Source organism: Rhodovulum sp. P5 (genome assembly GCF_002079305.1).
GTDB lineage: Bacteria > Pseudomonadota > Alphaproteobacteria > Rhodobacterales > Rhodobacteraceae > Rhodovulum.
The window spans coordinates 125,407-151,483 of the sequence record NZ_CP015040.1; the positions used below are offsets into that span (position 1 = coordinate 125,407).

Annotated in this window: 28 protein-coding genes and 1 pseudogene; 7 read left to right on the forward strand and 22 right to left on the reverse strand. The window is 64.3% G+C overall.

What is annotated here, in order from left to right; all coding sequences use genetic code 11:
- Positions 1–15: 15 nt before the first annotated feature.
- The 15 genes and pseudogenes from RGUI_RS20125 to RGUI_RS20195 form a co-directional block, all read right to left on the reverse strand.
- Positions 16–1,195: pseudogene (locus RGUI_RS20125) on the reverse strand (IS3 family transposase).
- Positions 1,196–1,405: 210 nt separating this feature from the next.
- Positions 1,406–2,095: an IS6 family transposase gene (locus RGUI_RS20130; RefSeq protein WP_081536261.1), complete on the reverse strand. Its 690-nt coding sequence runs from the start codon at positions 2,093–2,095 to the stop codon at positions 1,406–1,408.
- Positions 2,096–2,209: 114 nt separating this feature from the next.
- Positions 2,210–3,556 (reverse strand): serine/threonine-protein kinase, encoded by a 1,347-nt coding sequence (locus tag RGUI_RS20135; protein ID WP_081536262.1) that lies wholly within the window; start codon positions 3,554–3,556, stop codon positions 2,210–2,212.
- Complete coding sequence (locus RGUI_RS20140) at positions 3,549–4,421, reverse strand: DUF3365 domain-containing protein (RefSeq protein ID WP_081536263.1); 873 nt, start codon at positions 4,419–4,421, stop codon at positions 3,549–3,551. The genes RGUI_RS20135 and RGUI_RS20140 overlap by 8 nt, the downstream gene beginning before the upstream one ends.
- A 63-nt stretch (positions 4,422–4,484) precedes the next feature.
- A complete protein-coding gene (locus RGUI_RS20145; protein WP_081536264.1) occupies positions 4,485–5,480 on the reverse strand; it encodes a peptidoglycan-binding protein in 996 nt (331 codons plus the stop codon).
- A gap of 184 nt (positions 5,481–5,664) precedes the next feature.
- On the reverse strand, positions 5,665–6,330 hold the full coding sequence (locus RGUI_RS20150) for a 3'-5' exonuclease (protein ID WP_081536265.1): 666 nt from the start codon (positions 6,328–6,330) through the stop codon (positions 5,665–5,667).
- A gap of 2 nt (positions 6,331–6,332) precedes the next feature.
- Positions 6,333–8,150 (reverse strand): putative nucleotidyltransferase substrate binding domain-containing protein, encoded by a 1,818-nt coding sequence (locus RGUI_RS20155; protein ID WP_081536266.1) that lies wholly within the window; start codon positions 8,148–8,150, stop codon positions 6,333–6,335.
- A gap of 118 nt (positions 8,151–8,268) precedes the next feature.
- The gene (locus RGUI_RS20160; protein ID WP_081536286.1) at positions 8,269–9,936 is read right to left on the reverse strand and encodes a cation acetate symporter; all 1,668 of its coding nucleotides are present in this window, start codon (positions 9,934–9,936) and stop codon (positions 8,269–8,271) included.
- A 2-nt stretch (positions 9,937–9,938) separates the two neighbouring features.
- Positions 9,939–10,250, reverse strand: coding sequence for a DUF485 domain-containing protein (locus RGUI_RS20165; RefSeq protein ID WP_081536267.1), 312 nt, complete (start codon positions 10,248–10,250; stop codon positions 9,939–9,941).
- Between the two features lie 244 nt (positions 10,251–10,494).
- Positions 10,495–11,736 (reverse strand): cytosine deaminase, encoded by a 1,242-nt coding sequence (locus RGUI_RS20170; protein ID WP_172841224.1) that lies wholly within the window; start codon positions 11,734–11,736, stop codon positions 10,495–10,497.
- Entirely contained in the window at positions 11,733–12,731 is a 999-nt protein-coding gene (locus tag RGUI_RS20175; RefSeq protein WP_081536269.1) for an ABC transporter ATP-binding protein, read from the reverse strand. The genes RGUI_RS20170 and RGUI_RS20175 overlap by 4 nt, the downstream gene beginning before the upstream one ends.
- Complete coding sequence (locus tag RGUI_RS20180) at positions 12,728–13,507, reverse strand: ABC transporter permease (RefSeq protein ID WP_081536270.1); 780 nt, start codon at positions 13,505–13,507, stop codon at positions 12,728–12,730. Before RGUI_RS20180 ends, RGUI_RS20175 begins: the two co-directional genes overlap by 4 nt.
- Entirely contained in the window at positions 13,507–14,349 is an 843-nt protein-coding gene (locus RGUI_RS20185) for an ABC transporter permease (protein WP_081536271.1), read from the reverse strand. The genes RGUI_RS20180 and RGUI_RS20185 overlap by 1 nt, the downstream gene beginning before the upstream one ends.
- 60 nt (positions 14,350–14,409) lie before the next feature.
- Positions 14,410–15,516, reverse strand: coding sequence for a spermidine/putrescine ABC transporter substrate-binding protein (locus tag RGUI_RS20190; RefSeq protein ID WP_081536272.1), 1,107 nt, complete (start codon positions 15,514–15,516; stop codon positions 14,410–14,412).
- 161 nt (positions 15,517–15,677) lie between these two features.
- Positions 15,678–16,556: a LysR family transcriptional regulator gene (locus RGUI_RS20195; protein ID WP_172841225.1), complete on the reverse strand. Its 879-nt coding sequence runs from the start codon at positions 16,554–16,556 to the stop codon at positions 15,678–15,680.
- 96 nt (positions 16,557–16,652) lie between these two features.
- Between RGUI_RS20195 and RGUI_RS20200 the strand changes: the two genes are divergently transcribed.
- Complete coding sequence (locus RGUI_RS20200; protein WP_081536274.1) at positions 16,653–17,399, forward strand: BtpA/SgcQ family protein; 747 nt, start codon at positions 16,653–16,655, stop codon at positions 17,397–17,399.
- Positions 17,396–18,043, forward strand: a complete 648-nt coding sequence (locus RGUI_RS20205) for a phosphoribosyltransferase family protein (protein ID WP_081536275.1) — start codon at positions 17,396–17,398, stop codon at positions 18,041–18,043. The genes RGUI_RS20200 and RGUI_RS20205 overlap by 4 nt, the downstream gene beginning before the upstream one ends.
- 44 nt (positions 18,044–18,087) lie before the next feature.
- On the opposite strand, the gene RGUI_RS20210 is transcribed toward RGUI_RS20205, so the two are convergent.
- The 4 genes from RGUI_RS20210 to RGUI_RS20225 all read right to left on the reverse strand — a co-directional run bounded on the left by RGUI_RS20210 (position 18,088) and on the right by RGUI_RS20225 (position 21,465).
- Entirely contained in the window at positions 18,088–18,573 is a 486-nt protein-coding gene (locus tag RGUI_RS20210) for a hypothetical protein (protein ID WP_081536276.1), read from the reverse strand.
- Positions 18,570–19,376, reverse strand: a complete 807-nt coding sequence (locus RGUI_RS20215; protein WP_081536277.1) for a hypothetical protein — start codon at positions 19,374–19,376, stop codon at positions 18,570–18,572. Before RGUI_RS20215 ends, RGUI_RS20210 begins: the two co-directional genes overlap by 4 nt.
- A 167-nt stretch (positions 19,377–19,543) precedes the next feature.
- Positions 19,544–20,329, reverse strand: coding sequence for a TOBE domain-containing protein (locus RGUI_RS20220; RefSeq protein ID WP_081536278.1), 786 nt, complete (start codon positions 20,327–20,329; stop codon positions 19,544–19,546).
- Positions 20,330–20,856: 527 nt separating this feature from the next.
- Positions 20,857–21,465: a TetR/AcrR family transcriptional regulator gene (locus tag RGUI_RS20225; RefSeq protein ID WP_081536279.1), complete on the reverse strand. Its 609-nt coding sequence runs from the start codon at positions 21,463–21,465 to the stop codon at positions 20,857–20,859.
- 91 nt (positions 21,466–21,556) lie between these two features.
- Here RGUI_RS20225 and RGUI_RS20230 point away from each other — a divergent pair, with 91 nt between their 5' ends.
- Genes RGUI_RS20230 through RGUI_RS21805 form a run of 4 tightly spaced genes read left to right on the forward strand, consistent with a single transcriptional unit; the run spans position 21,557 to position 24,133 of the window.
- The gene (locus tag RGUI_RS20230; protein WP_081536187.1) at positions 21,557–22,030 is read left to right on the forward strand and encodes a (2Fe-2S)-binding protein; all 474 of its coding nucleotides are present in this window, start codon (positions 21,557–21,559) and stop codon (positions 22,028–22,030) included.
- Positions 22,027–23,592 carry a molybdopterin cofactor-binding domain-containing protein gene (locus RGUI_RS20235; protein WP_081536280.1) on the forward strand — a complete coding sequence of 522 codons (1,566 nt, stop codon included), beginning with the start codon at positions 22,027–22,029 and terminating at the stop codon, positions 23,590–23,592. Before RGUI_RS20230 ends, RGUI_RS20235 begins: the two co-directional genes overlap by 4 nt.
- Positions 23,589–23,738, forward strand: coding sequence for a hypothetical protein (locus RGUI_RS21800; protein ID WP_172841226.1), 150 nt, complete (start codon positions 23,589–23,591; stop codon positions 23,736–23,738). The genes RGUI_RS20235 and RGUI_RS21800 overlap by 4 nt, the downstream gene beginning before the upstream one ends.
- Positions 23,738–24,133, forward strand: coding sequence for a molybdopterin cofactor-binding domain-containing protein (locus RGUI_RS21805; RefSeq protein WP_081536281.1), 396 nt, complete (start codon positions 23,738–23,740; stop codon positions 24,131–24,133). The genes RGUI_RS21800 and RGUI_RS21805 overlap by 1 nt, the downstream gene beginning before the upstream one ends.
- A 53-nt stretch (positions 24,134–24,186) precedes the next feature.
- Here RGUI_RS21805 and RGUI_RS21605 read toward each other — a convergent pair whose 3' ends face one another.
- Together RGUI_RS21605 and RGUI_RS20245 are read right to left on the reverse strand one after the other, a co-directional pair.
- Positions 24,187–24,423, reverse strand: a complete 237-nt coding sequence (locus RGUI_RS21605; protein WP_156883116.1) for a hypothetical protein — start codon at positions 24,421–24,423, stop codon at positions 24,187–24,189.
- A 736-nt stretch (positions 24,424–25,159) separates the two neighbouring features.
- On the reverse strand, positions 25,160–25,363 hold the full coding sequence (locus RGUI_RS20245) for a hypothetical protein (RefSeq protein WP_081536282.1): 204 nt from the start codon (positions 25,361–25,363) through the stop codon (positions 25,160–25,162).
- A gap of 25 nt (positions 25,364–25,388) precedes the next feature.
- On the opposite strand from RGUI_RS20245, the gene RGUI_RS22415 reads away from it, so the two are divergent.
- Positions 25,389–25,511: a hypothetical protein gene (locus tag RGUI_RS22415; protein WP_256387892.1), complete on the forward strand. Its 123-nt coding sequence runs from the start codon at positions 25,389–25,391 to the stop codon at positions 25,509–25,511.
- 167 nt (positions 25,512–25,678) lie between these two features.
- Here the strand turns inward: RGUI_RS22415 and RGUI_RS20250 are convergent, their stop codons facing one another.
- Positions 25,679–26,059: a lipase family protein gene (locus tag RGUI_RS20250; RefSeq protein WP_081536283.1), complete on the reverse strand. Its 381-nt coding sequence runs from the start codon at positions 26,057–26,059 to the stop codon at positions 25,679–25,681.
- Between the last annotated feature and the right edge of the window lie 18 nt (positions 26,060–26,077).

A 26,077-nucleotide genomic window follows, 5' to 3' on the forward strand; every position in this document is an offset into this window, starting at 1 on the left:
AGCATGGGTTTCATTTCAGGCGGCGACCTTCAGGTCCGGAGATTGTCTACCATAGGCCTCGTCCGGCGTCAGGAGCCCATGTGATGAGTGTGGGCGTCTTTCGTTGTAGTAGGTGATCCAGCCGCCGATCCCTTCTCGGGCTTCGGACCCGGTTTCGAAGGCGTTCAAGTAGACGCATTCGTATTTGAGGGATCGCCAGAGCCGCTCGATCATCCGATTGTCGATCCAGCGCCCCCGACCATCCATCGATATTTTCACCGTCGCATCGCGCAGCACGTCGGTGAAATCGGTGCTGGTGAATTGCGAACCCTGATCGGTGTTGAATATCTCGGGGGTGCCGTATCTGGCCAGCGCTTCTTTCAACGCCTCCACGCAGAACCCCGCGTCCATGCTGTTCGAGAGCCGCCAACTCAGCACCTTCCGGCTATGCCAGTCCATGACAGCCACGAGATAGAGAAATCCCCGGCGCATGGGAATGTAGCTGATGTCAGCACACCAGACCTGGTTCGGCCGGGTGATGGCAAGTCCTTCAGAAGATATGGATATATCTTGTGCTCCGGGTGCTTCTTGCTGGTCTTCGGTTCCTGGTAGATCGGCACCAACCGCATGAGCTTCATCAGCCGCCGCACACGATGCCGTCCGCACCTATGTCCCTCGCGAGCCAAGTGCCGGGCCATTTGTCGGGACCCATACCACGGCGTCTCCAGGAACTGCCGGTCGATGATTTCCATGACCTTCAGGTTCTCCGCGCTTTCGCCGCGTGGCTGGTAGTAAAGGCTCGAGCGGGCCAGCGACAGCAGGCTGCATTGCCGCCGGACGCTGAGATCAGGATGGCCCTTCTTCACCGCTTTTTGCCTCCAGTGCCGGGGATGAGACTGGAGGCTTCCGACATCGTAGCAGCGACCGTGGCCCCAGTGGGGCCGCGTAAGCGCTGCGGAGCATCCCGTTCCACGACCAACTGGCCAATCTTGGCGTGCAGCTTTTCAACCTCTGCCGCCGATATCGCCGGCTCAGCAGTCGCGTGGCCATTGAAGGCTGAAGCCATGTTCTCGATCGCAGTCCGCTTCCAGCCGCTGATCATCGTGGGGTGGATGTCATACTTCTTGGCCAGTTCGGCCGTCGTCAGTTCCTCGCGGATGGCTTCCAGAGCCACCTTCGCCTTGAACTCTGCCGAATAGCGTTTCCGTTTGGTCATTTCTGTGCGTTCTTCCTCAGGTGCTACAGCTTAACACCAGGTCCAAACTCCCGCGACCACCTCTATTGCAGGGTTCTGACCAGAATCGTAGCAAACCCTGCAGTTCAGAAATAGCTCGAACGCCCTCTCAGCCAGCCAAATCAGAGGCTTGGGGGTTGTTCAGGACCGACTAGCTGAGCAAGCAGGGAGGAGGACTGAGTGTCATCTCCCCTACGCGGCTTCGCCGAACAGATTTCGAACAATGGCGATCTCGCCGAGGACGCCCTCGTCCTTGCCCGCTATCTGGCCTTTCTTGATGGTCCGAATCGTCTCGATCCAAATCAGCGTGGCTTTGGCTGTCCGCATGGACCGGAGCGATTGCCTGGTTCCGAGCAAGCACTTGAGCGCGGCGTGATCGCTTTCGATTCGATTGTTGCGCCACTTGCTGTCGAAGTGCGGATCGAGTTGGTGGTTCAGATCTTCGATCACCTTGCGGTAGCCGGGAGCTTTGTCGGTGCAGATCGAAACCGGTCGGTACAACCGGACGTGCTCGATGGCCTGTTTGAGAACGGCCTTGGCGGCCTTCGCATCCCGCCTCGCCGCAAGCCTGAAGCCGATGAACTGGCCGTTCTGGTCCACGGCTCGCCACAGGTATCGCCACTTGCCGCCGACACGGACATACGCCTCGTCAACGTGCCAGTTCAGGCCGCGCCAACTCCGATGGTTGTAGGCGCGCCTAGCGATCTCGGGCCCGAATTTCTGAACCCAGCGAAACAACGTTGCCCGGTCCACAGTGATTCCCCGCTCGGCCAGGAGGTCGGTGACGTCCTGATATGAGAGCGGAAACCGGCAATGCCATCGAACTGCGAGCAGGATGATGTCTGGCGGAAAACGATGGCCCTTGAACGGATCGCGGCGCATGGCAAAACTCCATACTTGGCGGACACTGATACTATCTCCCGACTCATTGCTAACGCAACAGTCCCAGGCAGGCCTCTTCAACCGGGCCGCCCCGGCACCGGACGTTCCGCCATATCAGCCCGGCAGAGCCCCGGCGCCGCGCAGGAACTGGGCGCGTTCCGCGTCATCGGAGATCTGACTTGCAACCTGCTGTGCGAGATCCTCCAGATTGGTCGCACCCTTGGCCTGCTTGCGGACCAGGACAGTGGCAATCGGGCCGAGATACGGCTTCAATTGCTCCGTCAGCGCCTGAAGTTGCGCTTCCGAACAGCCGATGGCCGTCGTGGCGCCGTCTTCTGCAAGCGCGGCTTCGATCGCCTTCCGGACCGTCTTGCGGTCTTCCGCTTCGGGGAATTCGCGCAGCAGCGCCTCAATCATTTCCTCGGTGCTGGTTGCGCTGGCCGCGACCCTGCGGGCGATGATCTTGCCCATCGGGCCGATGCTGACCGTCAGGTGCCGTTCGACGCGGTCGAGCGTCTGGTCGCTCAACTGCCGGATCATGGTGGTCGACAGGCCCTCGTCGCGCCGTGGCGTTTCCTTCGGAAGCGGGATGACCTGGGTCAGGCCGGTGCGGTCGGCCTTGGGAAGCGCCTGTTTCAAGGCCTCGGCCATTTCTCCGGCAGAGGCAAAGCGGTGGCCGGGATCGACGCTGAGCGCGGCAAGGACAATCGTGTCGAGGGCCGGGGGCACACCGGGAACCAGGGAGCTGGGCGGCGGCGGGGGCGATGTCTGCACGGCTTGGAACAGGGCAAGAACACCCCCGCCTTTAAACGGCTTGCGCCCGCATACCAGTTCGTAAAGCAGCACGCCGCAGGCATAGATATCGGCCCGGGCATCGACCTTTTGACCGGTCATCTGCTCGGGCGCCATATAGGCGGGCGTTCCGATCATGCCCGCGCCGGTCGCCTCCATCGCGGTCAGCCGGGCGATGCCGAAATCCGTCAGCTTGACCGTGCCGTCCTCGGTCAGCATGACATTGGCCGGCTTCAGGTCGCGATGGACGACCCCGGCCGCGTGAATACAGGCCAGACCGGACAGGATCTGGCACAGGATCGCGTGCACCTCCTCCAGCGGCAGAGGTGCCGCTGCGGCGCGGTCCTGCAGCGTGACCGGGCGCAGCCGCTCCATCACCAGATAGGGCAGGCCGTCCTCGACAAGAAAATCGAACACGGTGACAAGGTTGGGGTGCAGCACGCGGCCGGCGGCCCGCGCCTCCCGCGCGAAGCGGTCGAGCCAGTCGCCGCTTTCGTCGGCAGAAACAAGGTGGCGGTGAATCGTCTTGATGGCAACGGGGCGGTCGATATCCGGATCGCGGCCGGAATAGACCACGCCCATCGCGCCCTCTCCCAGCACGCCGTCGATCAGGTACTTGCCGATGCTTCCCCGGCCATATGCGGGGGCGAAAACGGTTTCGTCAGACATCGATCATGCTCATCGCGCGTTCCAGGCTGCGGCGCATCCGGTTGAACGACACCGAGAGCGAGCTGATCTCGTCATCGCCGGCCTTGCGGTATTCCGGCACCGAGAAATCGCCCATGCTGACCTTTTCCGCCATCGCCGACATGCGACGCACCGGGGTCAGCACCATGCGCCCCAACAGGATGTTCGTCATCACGAAGACCAGAAGGAAGACGAGCGCGAGACCGGAGACAAGGATGATGCCGGTGTCGCGCGCCCGCCGTTCCACCAGCGCCATCGGGGCGGAAATGATCTGCGCGCCGACGGTTTCGCCCAAGGTCCAGCCGAACCCGTTATCGGGACCATAGAGATCGACCATGGCCGGCGGGGCGACCTCGGGGGTGGAGTGGCAGACCAGGCACCCCTCCTGATAAATGGTGATCGGGAAGGCCATGGTCAGGAAACGGCCCTCGCCGGTTTCGACCACGGTCGCGATCTGGTCGAGTTCGGGATCGGCCCGAAACTGGTCGATCATAGACCGTTCCAGTGCATCGGGCCTGTCCGCCGGGTTGGTCGGATCAAGCGCGGCTTCCTTGTAGCTGTAATCGGGAAATTGCTCCCGGAAGGTGGCAAAGACCGACCGGGCGGCAAAGGCCGACACCGTTTCGGGCAGAAACAGGATATCGCTGTCATCCGACAGCAGCGGCCCGACATGGTTGAGCGTGTAGGAGCGCACCGCCAGGGCATTGCCGCGCAGCAGCCGGATATTCTGCTTGACGTCATCCACCGCGGTTTTCTGCACGAAGAGGTAAGACACGACCGTCGCGGCACCGATGCCAAGAAGACAGGCCAGAAGCAGAACGAGATTGTACTTGAAACGTAGTCCCATGGGTTCGTGTCCTCGGTTCGGTGCGCCAGAAAAAGGCAGGCCGGGCTTGGGTTGCCCGGTGGCTCATGCGCTCAGGTCGAGCAACTGCCGGCGGGTCAGCACCCCGGTCGGGTCTTCCGACCGGCTTTGTTGAAATTCGATGATGGCCGCGCGGGTCTGCGGGCCGAAAATGCCGTCAACCAGCCCCTTGTAGTGCCCAAGCGCCCGCAGCCGGTTCTGTATCGACCGCTTCGCCGACCGCGACAACGACTGTTCCAGAAGCGCCAGTTCTTCCAGCGTCTCTGTCACCGCCGCGGGCGGCGGTGGGGTATCCTCGGGAACGACGGCCGGCGCAGGGGCGGGTTCGGCTGGGGCGGGCGGCACCGGCGCGGGTGTTTCCGCCTGAACGGGGGCCGGTGGACGTTCCCGGAACCTGATCGGGCGATCCGGAATCCCGGAAACACTTGCCCCGCCGATGGCCGCAAGTCTGCCCAGCAACTCGCCCAGTTCAATCTCTTCCCGCCCGGCGAAATCCGCGATGACCCCGCGCATATCGGCGAACGCGTCGCCCTCTGCGATCAGGATGGGGGCCGACCCCGCAACCGGTGCCGGCGCCTTTTCGGTCCCGGTCACCCCCTGCGGCAGCTCATCGGGCAGATCGCCCCGGGTGGCAATCACGGCGCCGCCCTGTTCGGCCTGAACCGCCATTCGGGCGAAGGCCAGGATCGGAATGGCCTGGGTGAACAGATCTGTCGGACGGTCAAGCGTCGCGCCGTCCGGCAGCACATAGGCCCGCCCCTCGAAACTGACCATCGGCACGTCGAGGTAGACAAGGCTGGCGCGGGAATCCGTTGCCTCGCGGGCAAAGCGTTTCAGGATGGATCGCAGTTGTGCATTGGTCGGAAGATCGGCCCGCAGGGTTTCGGCGCCCATGCGCTGCAACTGGGTCTGGATCTCGTCTGCCCTTTGTGTCCCGCCTGCGACCGAGACGACCAGCGCCACGGTGCGGTCGCTTTGGGCCGCGGCGGGCAGCGCAGCCAGACACAGCGTCAGGCTTGCCAGAACGATCTTCACATACATCCGGTCTCCCTTCCCGGAGCATCGATGACGGCGTGCATCGCCGCGTCGTGCCCCGCGACCATGTTACACATACTCACCAGAATCCGCAGCGATTCAATCCGGTACGGCATCGGTTCGCCGACCTTCCGGATTTACATCGGAAAAGAGACGGGCACGCCGCTCTTTCAGGCGGTGGGGCGTCGTCTCAGGCCCCGTCGTCTGCAAGACTGCGCTGCGTTGCCTCCTGCTCTCGCCGCCAGGAGGATCGCGTCTGATGGCGCAGCTTGACGAAACACATCGCCGCCATCATCGCGTCATTGATCGCGTCATGCGCGGGAAGCGTGGGCAAATCCAGCGTATGTCGGATGCTGTCAAAACGCAGATCGACATGCTGATCGACCCCGCCGCGGGTCTTCCAGTCGTAATACTCTGCCGACACCTCGATCTGGCGCTGGGGCAGGGACGTGCCGATCCATCCCTTCAGATACCGGTTCACTACCGCCACGTCGAATTCGAGGTAATAGCCCACCAGCGGCGCGGGGCCGATGAAGCGCAGCAACTGGTCCAGCGCCTCGCGCACGGGCATGCCGCGCACCGCATCCAGCCGGCGGATGCGGTGCACCTTGATCGCCTCGCTGTCGAAATCGCCCTCGGCCCGGACCCGCAGCGAAAGGCGCTGACTGGCCAGAACCCGGTGGTCACGGATGCGCACCGCCCCGATCGACAGAATCTGCGCCGTCTCTGGGTCAAGGCTGGTGGTTTCCAGATCGAAGCAGACATATTCGCCCGGCGGGGCCTCATCGAACAGGAACAGATAGTCCGGCGCGGTCAGCCGCCGTTTCAGCCAGGCTTTGCGCAGCCGGTGCAGCATGATCAGAACCGGCCCAGGTTGAAGTGGTGGCTGACGATGCCCTGGAACTCTTTCGCCAGGCCAAGCGAATCCTTCAGCAGGTCCTTTTCAAGCTTGTGCAGGGTGGTCACGGGCACAAAGGTCGTGGCCTCCCGAAAACTGCCATCGCTGTTGAAAGAGGCCCGCACCTTCAGCCCCAGCATGAACTCGAACGCATCAACCAGATCATCGGCAAATCGGCGCTCGATGATGCCCAGATCGGCCAGACCGGCAATCCGCGCGGGGGTATGGGTGGCGGAAATCCCGTGCTTGAGCGCCATCGCCCGCGCCCCGTGAACGATGGGAAAGATCCCCCCCTTCTTGAGGTCTAGCGCTCCGCGATGTTCGCCCCGGTCCAGTTTCAGCTGGTGGAACATGCCGATGGGCACGTCGAACGCCTCCACCGCCTTGGCAAAAATGGCAAGAAAGCCGTCATGGTCGCCAAGGATATCGTGCAGATGCGCCTTGGCCTGTTTCAGAAGTTCCGGGTTGCCCGCGGTTGCCAACGCATCGACAAAGGCGGCAAGCGAGATCATGTCCGTCTCGCTGGGGTGATGCACCCATTGCCCCAGCTTCTGGCGGAAATCGTGCATCGACACGCACCAGTCGGGGTTGGACACCATCATTCCGCCCGGACAGGGCGGAAAGCCAAAGCTTTCCAGCGCGGCCGAAAACGCGACGGCAAAGCGGCGGGCTTCCTCCAGATCATAGCCATCGGCAACGATCAGGGCGTTGTCCTGATCTGTGCGCAGGATCTGCTCGCCCCGCCCCTCGCTGCCCATGACAACCAGACAGGCATTCTCGGCCAGGCCCGCGGGGGCCAGAAACTGGAACAGCTTGGCAAAGAGTCGTTGGTTGATCTCTGACACCAGCCGGGCGATCAACGCGATCCGCGTACCGCTTTCGACCAGCGAGCCGACAAGGTCGTTCAGGCGGCTGGCGACCTCTTGCAGTTCTTCGCTGTCCCGCGCCCGTTCGACCTGAAGCAGCAGCAGATAGGACTGGTTGGACAAGAAGCCCAACAGGTCGGTGACGTCCATCACGCCGGTGATCGCACCTTGTTCACGCACGACCACGCGGCTGATCTTGTGCTTGACCATCTGGATCATGGCTTCGCTGACCGGGTCGTCAGCCTCCACCCCGATCAGGGTTTTCAGACACACCTCGCCCACCGGGGTGTCGACCGGGCGCCCCTCGATCAGCGCGCAGTCGCGCAACCGTGACGAGGTGATCAGCCCGATCACCGCGCCATCGTCCCCCGTGACCAGAACCGACATCGTGGCGTGATCGCGCATGATCCGCGCGGCCTGTGAAATCGGCGCCGTTGCGGGGATGGAGCGGGGGGCGGGATGCACCACCTTGCCCACCTTTTGCGCCAGAAGCGAGGTCGCCGTCGGGGCGGCCTGCTGCTGGGGGTGATGCGAGAGCTTCGCCGAAATGGATTTCGAGAAGAAGCTGTTGAACTCTTCGTTCTGGCGCATCAGGTCGCGGAAGGTGGCGGCGGGCAGCAGATAGATCAGCGCCTCTTCCTCGACGGTGAAGCGGCTGGCATTCTCGCCCTCGATCAGGGCGGCCACGCCAAAGGCATCTTCGGCGCCATAGACGTTGTCGGTTTCACCCCCGGTGGTCTTGTGCACGATGCCCTTGATCAGGATGAACAGCGACTGCACCGGGTCGCCCGGTTCGATCAGCACCTCGCCTTCCTGGAAATAGCCGATATCCAGCGCATCGCTGAATTTCTGCCGCTCTGCATCGGTCAGAAGGTTGAAGGGCGGAAAGTCGAAATTGAAGAACTCGGTCATCGCCGGGGGCCCCTGAAAGGGAGGACCCCGGCAGGTTGACGGCACGATGCCGGTCCCGCCGGGGCCAAGTTTTGGTGCGGGTCCGGCCGCAGGATGTCGGCCGGGCCCGGGTCTTGGGTCAGTGGGCTGCGGCGCCTTCGGCACCCACACCGCTGAGCGAGCGGACTTCCTGCGCCTCGAACCGCGCGGCTTCGCGCTTGGCCTGTTCGGACCGGTCCAGCTTGGAGAACAGCCAGATCGCCGCGAAGGCCGTCGGGATCGAGAAGAGCGCCGGATGCTTGTAGGGGAAGATCGCCTCTTCGAAGCCGAAGATGGACACCCAGATCGTCGGCGACAGGATCACCAGCGTCAGCGCCGTCAGCAGCCCGGTGAACCCGCCGAAGAACGCACCCCAGGTCGTCAGACCCTTCCAGTACATCGACAGGAACAGCACCGGGAAGTTCGCTGAACCGGCGATGCCGAAGGCAAGGCCCACCATGAAGGCGATGTTCTGTTTCTCGAACGCGATCCCCAGCACGATGGCGACCACACCCAGACAGACCGTGGCGATCCGCGACACGCGGATTTCCTGCTGCTCCGTCACCTTGCCGCGTTTGAAGACCGAGGCGTAAAGGTCATGGCTGATGGCCGAGGCCCCGGCCAGCGCCAGCCCCGACACCACCGCAAGGATTGTGGCGAACGCCACGGCCGAGATGAAGCCGAGGAACAGATCGCCGCCGACCGCCTTGGCCAGATGCATCGCCGCCATGTTGCCGCCGCCCCGCAGGCCGCCATCGGCGTCGAAGAACTGCGGGTCAGAGCCGACGATGACGATGGCCGCCAGCCCCATGGTGCAGACCACGATGAAGAAATAGCCGATGAAGCCGGTGGCGTAGAACACCGATTTGCGCGCCTCCTTGGCGTCGGACACGGTGAAAAAGCGCATCAGGATATGCGGCAGACCCGCGGTGCCGAACATCAGCGCCATTCCCAGCGAGATCGCCGAGATCGGATCGGACAGGAAGCTGCCCGGCCCCATGATGTCGTCGCCCAGCTTGTGGATCTCGGTCGCCCGGGTGGCCATCAGCTCGAAATTGAAACCGAACTGCGACAGTGCCATGATCACCATGAAGGTGCCGCCGAACAGCAGCAGGCAGGCCTTGATGATCTGCACCCAGGTGGTGGCGATCATTCCGCCGAAGGTGACGTAGACCATCATCATCACGCCCACCAGAACCACCGCATAGGCATAGTCGAGCCCGAACAGAAGCTGGATCAGCTTGCCCGCCCCGACCATCTGCGCGATCAGGTAGAGGATCACAACCGACAGGGCACCCGCCGCCGCGAGAGAGCGGATCGGCGTCTGTTCCAGCCGGAACGAGCAGATATCGGCAAAGGTGAACTTGCCCAGGTTGCGCAGGCGTTCGGCCATCATGAACAGGATGATCGGCCAGCCCACGAGAAACCCGATGGAATAGACGAACCCGTCATAGCCGCGGGCGAACACCATGCCCGACAGGCCCAGCAGCGTGGCCGCGGACATGTAGTCGCCGGCAATGGCCAGACCGTTCTGAAACCCCGTGATACCGCCGCCGGCGGTGTAGAAGTCCTTGGCCGACTTGGTGCGGCGTGCCGCCCAATAGGTGATGCCCAGCGTGACGAACACGAACATGATGAACATCGAGATGGCCGACATGTTGACCGGCTGTTTCTCGACCTCACCTTCGATGGCACCCGCGGCCAGGGCGGGGTCGACGGCGGCCAGCGCAAGCACGGCCAGTCCGATGACGGAAAGGAGACGGGTCATGCTCATGTGGTCGCATCCTTCACGATCTGGTCGTTGAGGCGGTCGAACTCGGTATTGGCGCGGCGCACATAGATGCCCGTGGTCAGCCACGCGCCGATGATGATGGCCACGCCAATGGGAATCCCCAGCGTGGTCGTGAACCCATCGGCGATGGGCTGCGCCAGCCAGTCGGGCCGGAAGGCGACGACCATAATGAAGCTGTAGTAGACGACGAGAACCAGCACGGACAGGGTCACGGCAAACCGCCCCCGCCTGCGTGTCAGTTCGTCGAAACGCGGGTCTTGCTTGACCCGCGCGTACACGGTCTCGGGCATTGAACATCTCCCTGAGCCTGGGGGGCCAGGCTTTTCGATTTCACAAGCGCGCCGGGCTGGCCGCGCAAGATTATTACTTCGCGGCCGCAGCAATAGGCGCGTCTCCATCCGACTTCCACCGCATGGCGCATCAAGCGGGTGCGGCAAAACGCACGCATTCAGCGCGCCACGCGGTGCAATTGCGTTGCGTTTCGAAAGCGTCAGAAGATTGCAGCCAAGGCCGTCACCGAAGACGGCGCCCCCTTCAAAAGCCGGTATCCACCGTCACTTCGGCGGGGCGCGTGGTCGAGACGATACGACCATCCGATATCACGGCAAGGCGGGCGGGACGCAGGCGCAGCGCCTCGACCGGGTCGGGGGCATCCAGCACCACAAGGCTTCCCCGCTTGCCCGGGCTGAGTCCGAAGTCGAGCCCCATGATCCGGGCGGGCGTCTCCGTTACCATTTCAAAGGCCGCGCGCATCTCGTCGGGTGCGGTCATCAGGCCCACATGCAGGCCCATATGGGCAACGTCGAGCATGTCGCCAGACCCCAGCGGATACCAGGGATCGCGCACGCAATCCTGCCCGAAGGCCACGGTCACACCCGCGGCGCGCAGTTCCGGCACGCGCGTCATGCCCCGCCGTTTGGGATAGCTGTCCATCCGCCCCTGCAAGGTGATGTTGATCAAGGGGTTGGGGATGGCGGCGACGTCTGCCTCCGCGATCAGCGGAAGGAGCTTCGCCACATAGTAATTGTCCATCGAATGCATCGACGTCAGGTGAGAGCCCGCAACCCGCCCCTGCAACCCGCAGCGGAGCGTCTCGGCCGCCAGCGTTTCGATGTGACGGCTGTTGGGATCGTCACTTTCGTCGCAATGCAGATCGACACGCAGCCCCCGATCCGCCGCCAGTTCGCAGGCCGCCCGGACAGAGGCCGTGCCGTCCGCCATCGTACGCTCGAAATGCGGAATGCCGCCCACCACATCGACGCCCGCATCAAGCGCCCGGATCACCTGTGCCTCGGCCCCCGGCGCGCGAAACCATCCATCCTGCGGGAAAGCGACCAGTTGCAGATCCAGCACGCCCCGCACATGATCGCGCACCTCCAGCAACGCCTCGACCGTGGCAAAGCTCTGGTCGGTCACGTCCACATGGGAGCGGATGGCAAGGATGCCCTTGCCGATGGCCTGCCGGCAATAGTCCAGTGCGCGGGCGATGATCTCTTCCCGGGTCTGCACCTGCTTCAACTCGCGCCAGAGCGCGATGCCCTCCAGCAAGGTGCCCGAGGCGTTGATCCGGGGCCGGCCATAGGACAGCGTCGCATCCATGTGGAAATGCGCGTCGACGAAGGGTTGTGTGACCAACTTGCCCGTGGCGTCGATGATGCGGCCTGCGTCGCTTGCGATGCCGGGTTCCACCGCCGTGAAGCGCCCCTTTGCGATGGCGATATCGGCCTGCGTGCCGTCGGGCAGGATGCCACCCTTGACCAGAATATCCATGCTCATGCGCTTTCCATTGCGTGGGCCGCCTCCGGCGCCCAGCTGAGCCAGAACCGTTTTCCGGGCAGCAGCCCCAGTGTTTCCAGTTGGTCCTCCGACACCTGCGCCTTCAGCTCCTCACCCTGCGGCCCCTCGAAATAGCAGATGATGCTGGTGCCGGCGAATTCCTCGGACACGAACTCGGCCTCTAGGGCGTGACCGTGTGGTGCGGTCGGGCTGACCTGCATCCGATCGGCCGCCACGACGATCTCCTGCCCCGGCCTCTCACCCGGCAGGATGTTGTTGCGGCCGACGAATTCGGCGACGAAGCGGTTCCTGGGGTTGCGGAAGATCTCTTGCGGCTTGCCGATCTGCGCGATCTCGCCATGCCCCATGATCACAACGCGGTCGGCCATGGCAAAGGCTTCCGATTGCGAATGGGTCACGTAGACGAAGGTGATGCCCAGTTCCTTCTGCAATCGCGTCAGCACGCCCTGCATCCGGATCGTCAGATGCGCGTCAAGCGCCGAGAGCGGCTCGTCCAGCAATAGCATCTGCGGTTCGGTGACAAGACAGCGGGCCAGCGCGACGCGCTGCCGCTGCCCGCCGGACAACTGGTCGACGCGACGTTTTTCAAATCCCTTCAGACCCAGCCGTTCCAGCCACAGCATCGCGCGGCCGTGCCGGTCCATGGCAGTGACCCCCCGCATCTTCAGCCCGAATTCGACATTCTCTTTCACATTCAGGAAGGGGAACAGCGCCAGCGACTGCCACACCATCGGGGTGTCCCGTTCATGGGCGGACACGTCGTTCATCACCCGCCCGTCGATGGTGATGGTGCCGTCCGTCGGCGCCTCCAACCCGGCAAGCATGCGCAGCGTCGTTGTCTTTCCGCAGCCCGAGGGGCCCATGATCGCCACGAACTCGCCCCGGCCGATCTCGAAATCGATGCCCTTCACGGCCTGAACGCCGTCATAGCTCTTGCGGACGCCCTCGAAGCGGACAAGCGGATCTTCGGTCATCTGGCGCTCTTTTTCAGGATGAGGAGTTGGGCCACGATCACCAGCGTCATCGAGGTCAGGAATACGACGGTGCCGATGGCGTTGATCTGCGGATCGACATTGCCCTGCAGGATCTCAAGGATCATGACCGGAACCGTCTTGTTCAGGCCCGAGACGAACCATGCCACGATGAATTCGTCGAACGACACCGCCGCGGTCAGGCACAGGGCAGAGATCAGCGCAGGCATGCAAAAGGGCAGCACGACCGCGCGCATGGCGCGCCAGGGCGATGCGCCAAGGTTCCATGCCGCAGCCTCCAGCGCCGGGTCCATCTGGCTCAGCCGCAGGCGGCAGATCGCCATGGCAAAGGGGGCGCCCATCACGGTGTGGGCGATCACGATGCCGGGCAGCGTGCCGGAAAGCCCAAGCCGGCCAAGCCAGGCCAGCATCGCCAGCCCCATGATGACCAGCGGAATGGTCGGCGGCAGCAGGGCCAGCGCCAGATAGGCAGGCTTCCACCGGAAGCCGTAGCGGAAATCGGTATAGGCCGTGGCGAAGCCGAGCGCAGTTGACAAAACCGCGGCAGAGACGGCGACAAGGCAGGAGTTGCGGAACGCGGTCCAGACCTCGGGCCGGGCAAAGGCCGTTTCATACCAGTGGGTCGTGAACTGGCCCAGCGGCACCGTGGGAAATCGATCCGAGTTGAACGAGAACACCATGGAGGTGAGGATCGGCGCAAAGACGAACGCGAAAAGCGCGATCAGGTAGAGCCCGAAGAGGATCTGAGAAGGACGCATCACTTCCGCTTCCCGTAGGCCGCGCCCACCGCGGCGAAGGCCACCGTGAACAGCGTGACGATCATCATCACGGCCACCACCGCCGCGCGGGGCCATTGCTGGCCGGATTTGGTGGTATCGATGATCAGGATCGACAGGGTCGGCGGTTTCGAACCCCCAAGGTAGAAGGGGGACACGAAATCCCCGAACGACAGGATGAAGGCAAAGACGAAGCCCACGATCAGCCCGACCTTTGCGGCCGGGATGATCACGCGAAACAGCGTCTCCTTCGGCGAGGCGCCCAGATTCCAGGCCGCCTCGATCAGGTTGCGGTCGATCGAGGCAAGGCTGAAGGTCTGCAGGATCACGACAAGCGGCAGCACCAGTGTCAGATAGCCGACCATCGCACCAAAGCCCGAATTGAGCATCGTGAACGGCCCGATCCCCACTTCGCCAAGCACCGCGTTGATCGGCCCGCTTTCGGCCAGCAGCACCTGCCAGGCGTAGATGCGCACGAGATAAGAGGTGAAGAAGGGAACGATCAGGAAGAAGATCGCCCAGCGGCGCGCGGTTTCCGACATGCGGAACGCCAGCGAGAAAGAGGCCGGAAAGGCCACAAGGCTCGCCAGCGTGGCGGCCAGAGAGGCGCGCCAGAGCGTGATCCAGTAGGCATCCGAGAAATAGCTGCGGGACAGCATCCTGTCCCAGTTGTCGAACACGAAATCGGGCTGCATCCGGTAATTGCGGACCAGCCAGAACGACATCGCCACCATCAGGACCAGCGGCCCCACGAAGAACAGACCCTGCCAGATCAACAGCGGCAGACGCCAGACAAGGGGATAGGCTTCGAAACGCTTGCGCATCCTGGGCTTTCGCGGGCAGTGGGCGCGCCGGTAAAGACCCGTCGCGCCAGACCGGTTGGATCAGGCCGTCTTGTATTCGGACCAGAAGTCGTTCCAGTCCTCAAGGCTTTGCTGCTGCGGGATATCGCGGAAGAACAGCCGCCCCTCTTTCAACAGGCGGAGCGGCGACTGGTCGTGCCCCTCGATCAGGCCGGAGCGGTCGGCCTCGGCCGGGTTGGCGTCCTGAATCGCCTTCCAGCCCGACTTGGTCGGCGACAGGCCCGGATAGGCGGCCATCTGGATCGACTTCACCTGACCTTCGGGGCTCAGCATGTACTGGATGAACTTCGTCAGGATCTCGTGCTTCTTGGTGCCCTTGCCGATGGAATAGCTTTCGGTCCACTGGATGCCGCCTTCCTCGGGGATGACCGAGGCGACGGGCGCACCGTCTTTCTGCAACACCCCGGTGATCCAGTCGCCGATGCCCGCCATGGCCAGCATCTCGGCATTCTTGAGCGAGGCAAAGGTTCCGCCATAATCGAAATAGCCGCCCACCTGCGGTTTCAGGCTGAGGGTCTTGTCCTGCACGGCCTTCCACGCGGCCTTGTCGATATCGAAGGGCGAGGGGCTGTTATTGCCGTTCAACAGAGAGATCTGGCCAAGATTGGGCAGGTGCCAGTCGAAATGACCCACCTTGCCGGTGACTTTCGGGTTCCAGAAGGCGTTGTAGCTCATCGCCTCTGCGCGGGTCAGCGCATCGGTGTTGTAGGACACCCCCAAAAGGCCATAGCGCACCATGACCGACCAGAGCTTGTCGCCGGTCCAGTGGCCGGGAAACTTCTGATATTCGGGCCAATAGTCGTCGAAGGGATAGAGCGAGGGGTCCATCTCCTCGATATAGCCGGCGGCGTTAAGCTGCTGCACGAACTCCGCATCCGACAGGATCAGGTCGTAGGTGCCCGGCGGCGATTGCGCGATCAGCGCCAGCATGTTGTCCCCGCCGGCATAGTATTTCGGGACGAACTTGACGTTGTTTGCCGCCTCGAACTCCCCGACGATATCGGGCTCGGCATGCCCATACCATGCAAGCATGTTGATCGTCGTGGGCTCTTGCGCCCAGGCACGGCCGATCATGGGCGCGCTCAGCGCGACCCCGGCCACGCCTGTCAGCATCCGCCGCCGTGTCATGGAAAGGTGAGAGTGCAAGATGAAACCTCCTTGTCGGTCGGCGCGGGCCTGTGGATCGGCGCCGGTCCTGTTCTGGATCACGCTTCCGGTGATGCGGCCAGAGTAGAGACCCGGAGTCGGATTTGGGAAATTTGCTGTTTGTATATGACCATTAAGGGTTCTTATGTATTATCCGCTTCATCCGATTGATGGATATGATCCAGCAAGTGCTGTGCGAGGCCGTGACCGGCCTTGTTGAGCGCGGCGTGTTTATAGAACAACCCGATGCGCAGCGGCGCCATGGCCGGAAATCCTTCATCCGCCCGCCCGACGCGCATGCCGGGCAACAGCGTCGCCGGTGTCAGGGCCGTCGCGCCAAGCCCGGCCTGAACCGCGGCCTGCAATCCGGCGACATCGCGCGACACCAGGACTGAGCGCCAGCTTCGCCCGTTCTGACGCAGCGCATTGCGCATGCGGATGGCGTATTCGCACGGGTCGGGATGGCGAATGATCGGCAAAGGCAGCTTTGCATCGTATCTGAATGTGTCCTTGACCACCCAGAATGGCGAAACTGGTGTGGTTTCAACCAGATAGGGCACATCCGTATCGGGTGCGATCGCCACGCAGATATCCAGCCGGTCGGCGGCCAGACGGTCGCGCAGGTCCTTCGACAAAAGACTTTCGATTTCGATCTTCACGTCCGGATGCTGGGCCGCAAAACCGGCAATCGCCTCCAGCAGGAAGGCATGCGAGAAATCGGTCGGCACCCCCACCCGGATCCATCCCGACAGGGCCTCCTCGGAAAAATAGGCAACGATATCGTCGTTCAGGCGCAGCATCTGCCGGGCATACGGGCCAAGCGCCACACCGGCATCGGTCAGCGCGAATTGCCGCCCCGTGGTGCGGATCAGCTTGGTCTGCAGCAACTCCTCCAGACGCCGGATTTGCAGGCTGATGGCCGGTTGGGTCCGGCCAAGCGCGTTGGCGGCCCGGGTAAAGCCGCCAAGATCGACAACCGTGACGAAACTGCGCAGCAGGTCGGTGGGAATATTCGTGGGCATTCGTTCATAATTCTTGATTATGCTTGCATAGCAATAATCAATTTCTCTCATGCATGACGCTCCGCTACCCCTTGGTCAAATCAAGGGAAGTTTCGGATGCGCCGCTTAAGTCTTCAGCAGTTGATCGCCTCTGACGTGCCGCTGGTCACCCCGGTTATCCATGTTCAGGACGCCGGACAGGCCCTGCGAAATCTCGACGTGATCGACGGCGCCGGGTGCCCGGGGGCCTTCCTCATCAACCACGATTTCCCGATGGCGCCGTTCCTGCCCATCCTGCGGGAAATCCGCGCGGCCCGCCCCGATCTCTGGCTGGGGGTCAACTTCCTTGCGCAACCGGGCAACATTGCCTTCCCGGTCCTCGGCGATCTGGCGCAGGAGGGGTTTGTGTTCGACGCCTACTGGGCCGATGACGCGCGGATCGACGAACGCGCCGCACAGCAGACCGAGGCCGACGAAATCGCCCGCATCCGTGAGATCAGCGGGTGGGACGGGCTCTATCTCGGCGGTGTCGCCTTCAAGAAACAGCGCCCGGTGGCCCCGGCGGACTACACCACCGCCGCGCGCACGGCCCTGCCCTATATGGATGTGGTCTGCACCTCGGGCATCGCGACGGGCAAGGAGGCCGATCTTGGCAAGATCGAGACGTTCCGTGCTGCACTAGGAACCAAGCCGTTGGCACTGGCCTCGGGCATCACGCCGGAAAACGCGGCCCGCTATGCCGACGTCGTCGATCTCTTCCTCGTCGCCACCGGCATCAACTTCGACGGCGACTTCTACAACATAGACCCGGCCAGACTGGATGCATTGCTGGCCGCCCTCACGCGCCAGGGAGAACGCACATGACCGCAGACAAAGGCCCCCGTGACGACCGTTGGTACCTGTCCCTGATGTCGCCCAACACCAAGGGGCCGAACTTCGCCTGGCTCGATCCGACCTCGATCTACATCAATTCCGAGGCGTTCAACGACCTGCTCGACGATCTTTGTGCCGAGTTGGACGCGGACGACATCGACGTTGTTGCAGGCCTCGACGCGATGGGGTTTGTCCTCGGGGCGGCGCTGGCGGCCCGGCTGAAGCGTGGGTTCCTGCCGATCCGCAAGGCTGGCAAGCTTTGCGTCGACACGGACAAGGTGAGCTATGGCAACTATTCCGGGCGGACGCAGGACATGGAGATGCGCACCCCCGCCTTCGCGCCCGGAACGCGCGTTCTGCTGGCTGACCAGTGGGTCGAAACCGGCGGGACGATGGACGGCGCCATCCGTCTGGTCGAACGGCAGGGCGGCACCGTCGCGGGCATCGCGACCATCACGATGGAAGACAACGACAAGACGGCCGGCTATCGCGCCGCCTACAAGGTGGTCAGCGCCGTTCTTCCCGGAACCCGCTGGCAGACCGAGGCCAACGCCCAGAGCCTGTCGAGCTTTCAGACCTACGCCGCCGAACGCACATTCCCAACCGCCGGACGCACATCGCCCCCGGGGCCCTGAGGGTCCATCGCAAACCGCAGCGACACGGCCCAGCCCTATTTGGCTCAGGGCGCAGGGGTAAGCGCGTAGATCGGGGCCGGCCCCTGCGGGATGACGGTGAAACGCCCCCTGACCCGAATGATCCGACTGAAGCTTACGGATTGCTCCAGCAGATAACTGTCGGGCGCCACCCGCAGAACGACGCCACCGCGCACATCGCAAGACTCTAGGCTGCCCGGAACGAAGAAGAATTCCTCCGGTGCATCCAAGTAGGGGTTCTTGTCGATACATTCGGCGTTGTAGTCCCCGGTTCCGATGGGAACGTCGATCAAAACGTCCAGTTCCACACTGTGACCCGCCAAGTCCGGCAGCGTTTGAACGAAACGCGCGTTGTCCGCGGCACAGCGGGGATAGTTGCACAGCATCATGTCGACGAGACGGAAATCCGCAGCCGACGCGACTTGCGCCCCGGGCCCCTGCGTGACGAGCCCGAGAAGGACGGCGCAGGCACCGCGCCCTGCCATCCGCAGGATGGGGCCGGGCCGTTTCATTCGCAAAATCCGCCCATGTCCAAAAAGCTCCAGAATTCCTTTTCCTTTTCATAGGCGATGCGCATGATCCCACCGTCGAACAGGCCCCAGCCTGCGAAGAACGGGACCGCCTCGGGATGCTTCTCAAGCAGAAGGTGGCCGAACCCCGCATCCTGCGTCTTGGCAAGCACATCCCCCGACATCCGGAAGGCCGCCATCGCATCGATTGCCGGACCAATCAGCACGCAGGAGCCAGAGGCAAAAAGAATATTGTCCAGGTACATTCCCGGGGCGGCGTCGAGGAGATCGAGGTAGGACCGGACGACGTTCTCGACATCACTCGCGGTGCCCACCTGCGAAAACCCCTCGTAGCGAAGCCTGAAACTGATGCCCTGCTGCTCCGCCCGGGCTTTCACCGCCTCGATGAAATGGGCACGGATATCGCTGGGGGCCGTGCCCTCTGAGACGTCTGTATCGCTGGTGTAATCCGCCTGTGGCACGACCGCGACAAAGCCTTTGCCGGCAGAGCAATAGGTATCCGCCGGCACGAGGCCCTGCGCCATGTAGTCGGACTTGCGCCGCTCGAAACTTTCGGCGGGAACGTCGCCGATCATGATCGCATACCAGCCGTTTCGGGTCTGCACGACACGCAGGGTGGATTTGAACGTATCGGGCAGATCGTTCTCGACATAGGCGCGCACGTCTTCAAGGGTCGGCCTAGAGGCCACCGTGACGGCACACATGCCCTCGGGCACGATCTGGGCCGGGGCCTGCTGGGTGATCAGGGCGGCACATAGGGACAGGGAAAGAACGGCTGGTCTCACGGCCGGGAACCTTTCTGAATTTTATTTTACGACAAGGGGTTAGGCCGGCGATCCTTGATGAGCACGCGGATTGACGCGACGGTCGCCGGTTCTGGTGGGGCGGTCAAGCCGACACCGGCCCCCTGCGGCGATGTCGCGCCGCAGCCGTTCGCGTGCCGGACACGGGATCAGGGCAGCGCGAGGATGACGTGGCTCGACTTGATCAGCGCCGTCGCCGCGTCGCCCGGTTGCAGGTTCAGCGTCTCCGCGCTGTCGCGGGTGATCGTGGCGGCCATCGTCTTCTCTCCCCCAAGGTCGAGGACGATCTCGCTGTTCACAGGCCCGTCGGTGCGGGCGCTCACAGTGCCCGAAAGCCGGTTCCTGACCGATAGCGGCCCAATCTCGGTGCCACCGGCAAGGATCACGAAGCTCGACTTGACCAGCGCAAAGACCTCCACCCCCGGCGCCAGCCCCATCTCGGCCGCGCTTCTGCCGGTGATGACCGAGGCAAGGCTTTGCCCGCCGCCGATATCCATCACCACTTCGGCGCTGACCGTGCTTTCCTTTACCGAGGTCACGGTGGCGCGATACGCATTGCGGGCCGAGGTCTTCATCATCAGGCTCCACAGCAGATCATTGGGGTCAAGGTCGATCCGGGCATCGAGCGCCGCCACCACCCGCGCCAGACCGTCCTGGATGACGGCGTAGGCTGCGATGACGTTCTCGCCCGCGGGCGTCAGTTGTGCACCGCCCCCCGCCCGCCCGCCGGGCGCGGCGGTCACCAGCGGGGTGGCAAAGACGTTGTTCATCGCCTGCACGCCGTCCCAGGCCGCCTTGTAGGACAGACCCACCTCCCGCGCCGCGGCCGAGATCGATCCGGTACGCCCGACCGCGGCAAGCAGAGCCACACGGTCCGCCCCCATCCGGGCCCCGGTGCGTTCCAGCGTCAGGGCGCTGCGCAGGTTCTCTGTCATCCTCGCTCGTCCTTCTTGCCGACGCACCCGAACGTCATAGCCCGAAGGGCGCCGCCCTGCCACTGTTGCGTGCGGCCGCCCCTCACCCGATGCAGGGCGTCGTGCCCGAGGACCACGGCGCATCGCACCAGACGCGCGGGCAGGCGGGAGTGGCGCCGGCATGGCCCGGCACAGGGTGACCCGACCGGGCATCGGCCAGAGGACACAGAAACGCGCTTGCCGCAGTCGGCAAAGCGGCGCCTTGGCGGGCGGCATCGTCTTGCCGGTGCGTGGTCCGCAGGGGCTCGTCATGTGAGGGAGAGCGGGAAGCCGGTCTTTGATGCGGAACCCGTCGCCCGGCACCATCGGAGTGCAGACGTCGTGCGGATTGCAATGGCGTGGCTTTGCGCGATGTCGTCGGCATGGCAGTCTCCCTTCGTTGACAGGGGAAAATCCCTCTGCCGTGAAGGTATCCTGCCAGATCGGTGCTGATGGCCGGCTGACCCCTCGCGTCAGCGCACCATCAGCTTCGCCCCGGACCTGCCGCGTTATGGGTGAACCCCGATATCCGCGCCTGTCTCGATGATCGCATGAAAGATCCGGACGGCCCGTTCGGACCGGGCCTTGCAGTCCCCCAGATCCGGCGCGGGCAAGGTGCCGATCACGCGGCGAAGCTGTTGATCGCCCACCAGCAGGTCGATGAACAGCGCCGCAAGGGCCTCTGGCTGACCGGCATCGGGATAGATGCGGCACAGCAGATCGGTCAGCAGGGGCAAGACGCTCTCCCGCCCCGCGGCCGCAATCGCGCGGCCGGTCTCGCCCCCCATATCGGCGGCGGCCACACGGTTGAGCGCCACGGCGCGGTCCGACAGGATGTCGTGCAGCAGCACCGTTCCGAACTCAACAAGCGCGGCTTCCGGCGCCTCCGCCTCCAGCGCCGACAAAAGCCGGTCCCGCGCGGCCTCGGCAGTGCTTGCCACCATGGCGCGAAACAATCCAAGCTTGTCGCCATACCAGGCGTAAAGTGTCTCGTTGGACGCTTTTGCGCGCTTGGCGATGGCCAGCATCGAGGCACCGGAAAAGCCACGCTCAACCAGGACCTCGTAGGCGGCCTTTTCGATCCGCAAGCGGCGGGCGGCTTTCCGGTCGTCGGTCATCGGCACAATCTCCCTTGACCGGAGCCGTACGCATCATTACGGATTGCCGCAACCGTACACATCATTACGGTTTTTGATTCCGGATTGTGCCATGCGCTACACCCTGAACCTGAATGGCAAGGACACCGCGGTAGAGGCGGACGACCCGGATATGCCGCTGGTCTTCGTCCTGCGCGATCTGCTTGGGCTTCGCGGCACGAAATACACCTGCCTCGAAGGGGCCTGCGGGGCGTGCACGGTTCACATTTACGGGGTCGCGGTACGCGCCTGCCAGATCCCGGTCAGCGATTGCGAGGGCGCGGCCATTGTCACCATCGAAGGGCTCTCGACCGCGGGGGATCACCCGGTGCAGCAGGCATGGCTGGAAGAGCGCGTTCCGCAATGCGGCTGGTGCCAGCCGGGGCAGATCATGCAGGCCGCCGCGCTGATCGCCGAAGACCCCGCGCCCAGCGAAGAGGACATTGCCACCGGGATGAGCGGCAACCTGTGCCGGTGCGGCACCGCGCCCCGCATCCTCAAGGCCGTGGCCCGCGCCGCGGAAATCACGCGGCGAGACGCGCAATGAGCCGTCGGACAAGGCTCAGCCGCCGCCTGTTCCTTGCCTCTGCCGGGGGAATGACCGTGGCCGTCGGGCTCGGGGCGGGCCGGGCGCTCTGGCCGACACCGGGGCCGCGGGCAGGCCAGGCCGTGAATGCCTGGGCGGCACTTCTGGACGACGGCCGGGTCGCCTTCGCTTGCCCGGCACAGGATCTCGGGCAGGGCGCGCCGCTGGCGCTCTCCATGATCCTTGCCGCCGAAATCGGCGCCGACCCGGGCCTTGTGGCCGTTCAGGCCGCACCGCGCGACGCGGGCACCTATGGGAACCCCGATTTCGACGGGCGCATGGTGACCGCCGACAGCAAGACCACGCGCGGCTACTGGCCGCTTCTGCGCCTTGCCGGGGCCGAGATGCGGGCGGCGCTGATCGCCACGGCCGCCCGGATGCAAGGCTGGGCAGAGGCCGACTGTAGCACGGCCGAACATTCCGTCGCGCATCGCCCAAGCGGCGCACGGGTGAGCTTTGCCGAGATCGCCGCGAACGGGCGCCTGCGGATGCCGGGCACCCCCGGCCTGCGCCCCGGGGTCGAGCTGACGCCACTGGGCACCAGCCCCGACGATCCCCGCATGCGCGCCATCGTGACGGGGCAAAAGCGCTTCGGCACCGACCGGCGCGCCACGGATGCATCGGTCGCCGTGCTGGCACGCAGTCAGCATCTGGACGGTCTGCCCCTCACCGTGGACGACACCGCCGCCCGCGCCGTTCCGGGGGTTGAGGCGGTCGTGATCCTCGACGACGCCGTGGCCGTGGTCGCGCGCCACACCTGGGCGGCGCTCAAAGGGCGGGAGGCACTGGTGGTCCGCTGGTCGGACCCAGGCGGTTTCGACTCCGAAACGGAGGCCGAAACGCTCCGCGCCGCGCTCGACGATGACAGCCAAAAGTGCGTGACCCTGCGCGCAACCGGGGTGGCCACAGGGGCCCCGACCCTGACCGCGCGTTTCCACGCGCCGATGCTCAAACACCTTGTCCCAGAACCGTTGAACGCGCAGGCGCGGGGCAAGGATTACGGTCTGGGCGTGACGGTCGAAAGCGCGACCCAATCGCTCGACCTCGACATGCGGTTCGCGGCGCAGACATGGAAAACCGCGCCCTTCATGGTCGAGACCATCGCGCACCCCGCGGGCGGCGCCTATGGCCGGCGGGTTCTCAACGACGTGGTGCGCGACGCCTGCGCCGTGACGAAATCGCTGGGCCGCCCGGTGCAGGTGATCCGCCCGCTGGTCGATGAACTGCAACGCGGGCAGGTGCGGCCCGCCGCCGCGCAGCGCGTCGCGGCCTGGCTGGCCCCCGATGGCACCCTTTCCGGCTGGTCCCACGATTTCGCCTCTGACGGGCCGCTGGCCGCCCAGCTCCCCGCCTCGCTCAAGGGCGCCAATGGCGATGAGGACAACACCGCCACCGACGGGGCCTATCACCCCTACCGTGTGCCCGCCGACCGCATCCGCTGGACCCGCGTCGCAACCCAACCGGTGCCCGGCTTCCTGCGCGGGGTTTCGGCCGGGTACACCGTCTGGCGGTCGAGACCATGATGGAGCGGCTTGCCCGCACCGCGGGGCAGGATCCGCTGGCCTTCCGCCTGGCCCATATCGACGACCCGCGCCTTGCCACCGTCGCCCGGCGCGCCGCGACGATGGCCGGCTGGGGCGCCCCGACCGGGCGCTCGGGCTTGGCGTGATGTCCTTCCGCGGCTCGCACGTCGCCTGCGTGGCAGAGGTGCGGGACAACCGCGTCGCCGGCCTGTGGCTCGCGGCCGATGTCGGCCGCATCATTCACCGCGACAACGTGGTCGCGCAGATCATGGGCGGCATGGTCTGGGGCCTGTCCATGGCGTTGGTGGAGGGGCTGGACTTTGCCAATGGGGCCGCCCGCGCGGAAAGCATCTGGGATTACCCCGTGATCGGGGCTGACGCGCTCCCACCCCTCGACATCGCGCTGATCGAACCCGACCCCGAGGCCGCCCCCTGCGGAGTGGGTGAGATCGGCGTGCCCACCGTCATCCCGGCCGTGTGCAACGCCTTCGAATGCGCCACCGGTCGGGTCTTTGACCGCCTGCCGCTTGAGGTGTCCTGAAATCGTCCCGCACGCCGGTGATGTCCTTGGCCGCAGGCCCACCGGCACGGTTATCATTGCCGGGACAAAAGCGTGACGCCGCCGGGGTCAACCCGAAATGTCAGGGTGCACGCACCCGCACCGCCCGGACGACCACAGGCGTTGCCATGCACCTTTACGCTCAGCAGGCCAGGCGTCGGCACGTCGAACCCGTACATCGTACCGGCGTATATTTGGCGATACCCGCCGCCCGGAACGCCCAGATAGATCTCCTGAGAACAGCCGCCGCTGCCGCAATACATGGACAGCATGCGCGAACACTGCGCCGCGCCGAAATCAATGGCCAGATCGAGGGGGTCGACCCCGTCGATATCGACCTGCCGGGCAAGCGCACCCTGGATTGCGACGGTTTCCCCATAACGGCACAGTCGCGCTGCACCTTTGCAAGCGCCGCGCTGGCTGGGTCGGCCACGGGGGCGGGCGGCGGCTTTGGACAGACGGACAGCGCATGCGCGATGGCCCGCGACGATCCCCTAAGCGACCTTCGATGGGCATCGCGTCGGACCCTTCCTGAAACATCAGGGAAAACCGGTTGCCCCGGCGCATCGGTCCAAGAACGATCTCCATGTTCTCTTGGGCGAAATCCACGAAGAACAGGTTGCCGATGTCGTCCTGCTGCTGAACTTCGATTTGCGCGATGGTCTGCCCGTCGACCGACAGCATCGCCGTCCGCAACCCGTTCAGCGCCAGCGAGTCGGACAGGACATAAAACCCCATCGACCGCCCGGGGCTGCATCCGAGGATGAGACAATAGCTTCCGCCCCACGGGTGGTCGCCGCACAAGGTGGCGCCGTTATAGCCCGCCAACGGACCGGAGCCGGTCATCGGCACCCACATCTGCGCGACGGCCGGGCGCCATTCAGAACGGCCGCTACAAGCAGGATGAAAAGTCGTTTCATGATGCCTTGCCCCCCAAATACATGGAAAAGCGTAAGGCCCGGACCGGCCCGGATCAAGCATGCCGACCGGTCTATGGCCCGGGGCGCGTCACAGGAAACGGGTCAGCGCCAGACTGGCCATGTTCGCCAGCGCCCCAAGGAAACGGTCGATCAGATACCGGATCACGGCCTTTCCGATATCCGCCCCAATGGTCAGCGCGAGTCCGAGAAAGCTGGCGATGGTGCGCAGCAGGCGCGCGACCGTCTCGCAAAGCGCTGGCCGAGTCGAGGCCGTATTGCAGAAGCGCTGCAAGCCGGTCGACCAGGGTCAGCGGCCCATGAAGGCAAGCTGGCAACCCGACGATGCGTTGATCAACGCGGATATCGCATTGTTCAACGCCCAGGCGCAAAGCGCCGAGAAGGGCTTTGTCCGGGCGGTTTCGGCGATGTCGAGCCAGTAGTCGGCCGTGAACATCTCCCAGTTGCTGACGCGGGTCGGCCAGTGGCCGGCTTTGTCAGGCGGGCCTTGTAGTTGTCCACCATGCTGTGCGCCCCGCCATTGATGATGGAAAACCCGTCGATCAGCCGGTCGTCGCAATCGTTGAGATGGCAAAGGGAAAGATCGGGATCATCGGCACCGGGTCGCAGCGCGAATACACGCGGCGGATGTTGTCGGCCCAAGTTTCGTCGTCAGGGCCGCATTCGACAAGGTGGTCACCGTGCGCGGCGCACCAAACGTGTAAAGACGCACATCGGGCACACCGGCTGCCTTGTAATGCGCGGCGAAAAGCGTGGCCAGCGCGCCGCCAAGCGAATGGCCGAGCACATGAAGGCTCGTGACCCGGCCGACCTTCTTCATCGCCTCTTCGACATCGGGAAGGATGCTCTCATAGACCTTGGTAAAGCCCATATGGCTGACCAGACCGGCCGGGCCGGGCGACAGGCCCATGGTGGCATTGCTCAGCCAATCCCGGCCGCTGTCGAACCGGGTGCCGCGAAAGACAAGGATATGGTCCTTGACCCCGGC

Excerpts from the sequence above, each read along its gene's own strand:
- RGUI_RS20130 (WP_081536261.1), bottom strand. The coding sequence starts at position 2,095 with ATGCGCCGCGATCCGTTCAAGGGCCATCGTTTTCCGCCAGACATCATC.
- RGUI_RS20135 (WP_081536262.1), bottom strand. The coding sequence starts at position 3,556 with ATGTCTGACGAAACCGTTTTCGCCCCCGCATATGGCCGGGGAAGCATC.
- RGUI_RS20140 (WP_081536263.1), bottom strand. The coding sequence starts at position 4,421 with ATGGGACTACGTTTCAAGTACAATCTCGTTCTGCTTCTGGCCTGTCTT.
- RGUI_RS20145 (WP_081536264.1), bottom strand. The coding sequence starts at position 5,480 with ATGTATGTGAAGATCGTTCTGGCAAGCCTGACGCTGTGTCTGGCTGCG.
- RGUI_RS20150 (WP_081536265.1), bottom strand. The coding sequence starts at position 6,330 with ATGCTGCACCGGCTGCGCAAAGCCTGGCTGAAACGGCGGCTGACCGCG.
- RGUI_RS20155 (WP_081536266.1), bottom strand. The coding sequence starts at position 8,150 with ATGACCGAGTTCTTCAATTTCGACTTTCCGCCCTTCAACCTTCTGACC.
- RGUI_RS20160 (WP_081536286.1), bottom strand. The coding sequence starts at position 9,936 with ATGACCCGTCTCCTTTCCGTCATCGGACTGGCCGTGCTTGCGCTGGCC.
- RGUI_RS20165 (WP_081536267.1), bottom strand. The coding sequence starts at position 10,250 with ATGCCCGAGACCGTGTACGCGCGGGTCAAGCAAGACCCGCGTTTCGAC.
- RGUI_RS20170 (WP_172841224.1), bottom strand. The coding sequence starts at position 11,736 with ATGAGCATGGATATTCTGGTCAAGGGTGGCATCCTGCCCGACGGCACG.
- RGUI_RS20175 (WP_081536269.1), bottom strand. The coding sequence starts at position 12,731 with ATGACCGAAGATCCGCTTGTCCGCTTCGAGGGCGTCCGCAAGAGCTAT.
- RGUI_RS20180 (WP_081536270.1), bottom strand. The coding sequence starts at position 13,507 with ATGCGTCCTTCTCAGATCCTCTTCGGGCTCTACCTGATCGCGCTTTTC.
- RGUI_RS20185 (WP_081536271.1), bottom strand. The coding sequence starts at position 14,349 with ATGCGCAAGCGTTTCGAAGCCTATCCCCTTGTCTGGCGTCTGCCGCTG.
- RGUI_RS20190 (WP_081536272.1), bottom strand. The coding sequence starts at position 15,516 with ATGACACGGCGGCGGATGCTGACAGGCGTGGCCGGGGTCGCGCTGAGC.
- RGUI_RS20195 (WP_172841225.1), bottom strand. The coding sequence starts at position 16,556 with ATGCCCACGAATATTCCCACCGACCTGCTGCGCAGTTTCGTCACGGTT.
- RGUI_RS20200 (WP_081536274.1), top strand. The coding sequence starts at position 16,653 with ATGCGCCGCTTAAGTCTTCAGCAGTTGATCGCCTCTGACGTGCCGCTG.
- RGUI_RS20205 (WP_081536275.1), top strand. The coding sequence starts at position 17,396 with ATGACCGCAGACAAAGGCCCCCGTGACGACCGTTGGTACCTGTCCCTG.
- RGUI_RS20210 (WP_081536276.1), bottom strand. The coding sequence starts at position 18,573 with ATGAAACGGCCCGGCCCCATCCTGCGGATGGCAGGGCGCGGTGCCTGC.
- RGUI_RS20220 (WP_081536278.1), bottom strand. The coding sequence starts at position 20,329 with ATGACAGAGAACCTGCGCAGCGCCCTGACGCTGGAACGCACCGGGGCC.
- RGUI_RS20225 (WP_081536279.1), bottom strand. The coding sequence starts at position 21,465 with ATGACCGACGACCGGAAAGCCGCCCGCCGCTTGCGGATCGAAAAGGCC.
- RGUI_RS20230 (WP_081536187.1), top strand. The coding sequence starts at position 21,557 with ATGCGCTACACCCTGAACCTGAATGGCAAGGACACCGCGGTAGAGGCG.
- RGUI_RS20235 (WP_081536280.1), top strand. The coding sequence starts at position 22,027 with ATGAGCCGTCGGACAAGGCTCAGCCGCCGCCTGTTCCTTGCCTCTGCC.
- RGUI_RS21800 (WP_172841226.1), top strand. The coding sequence starts at position 23,589 with ATGATGGAGCGGCTTGCCCGCACCGCGGGGCAGGATCCGCTGGCCTTC.
- RGUI_RS21805 (WP_081536281.1), top strand. The coding sequence starts at position 23,738 with ATGTCCTTCCGCGGCTCGCACGTCGCCTGCGTGGCAGAGGTGCGGGAC.
- RGUI_RS21605 (WP_156883116.1), bottom strand. The coding sequence starts at position 24,423 with ATGCTGTCCATGTATTGCGGCAGCGGCGGCTGTTCTCAGGAGATCTAT.
- RGUI_RS22415 (WP_256387892.1), top strand. The coding sequence starts at position 25,389 with ATGAAGGCAAGCTGGCAACCCGACGATGCGTTGATCAACGCGGATATC.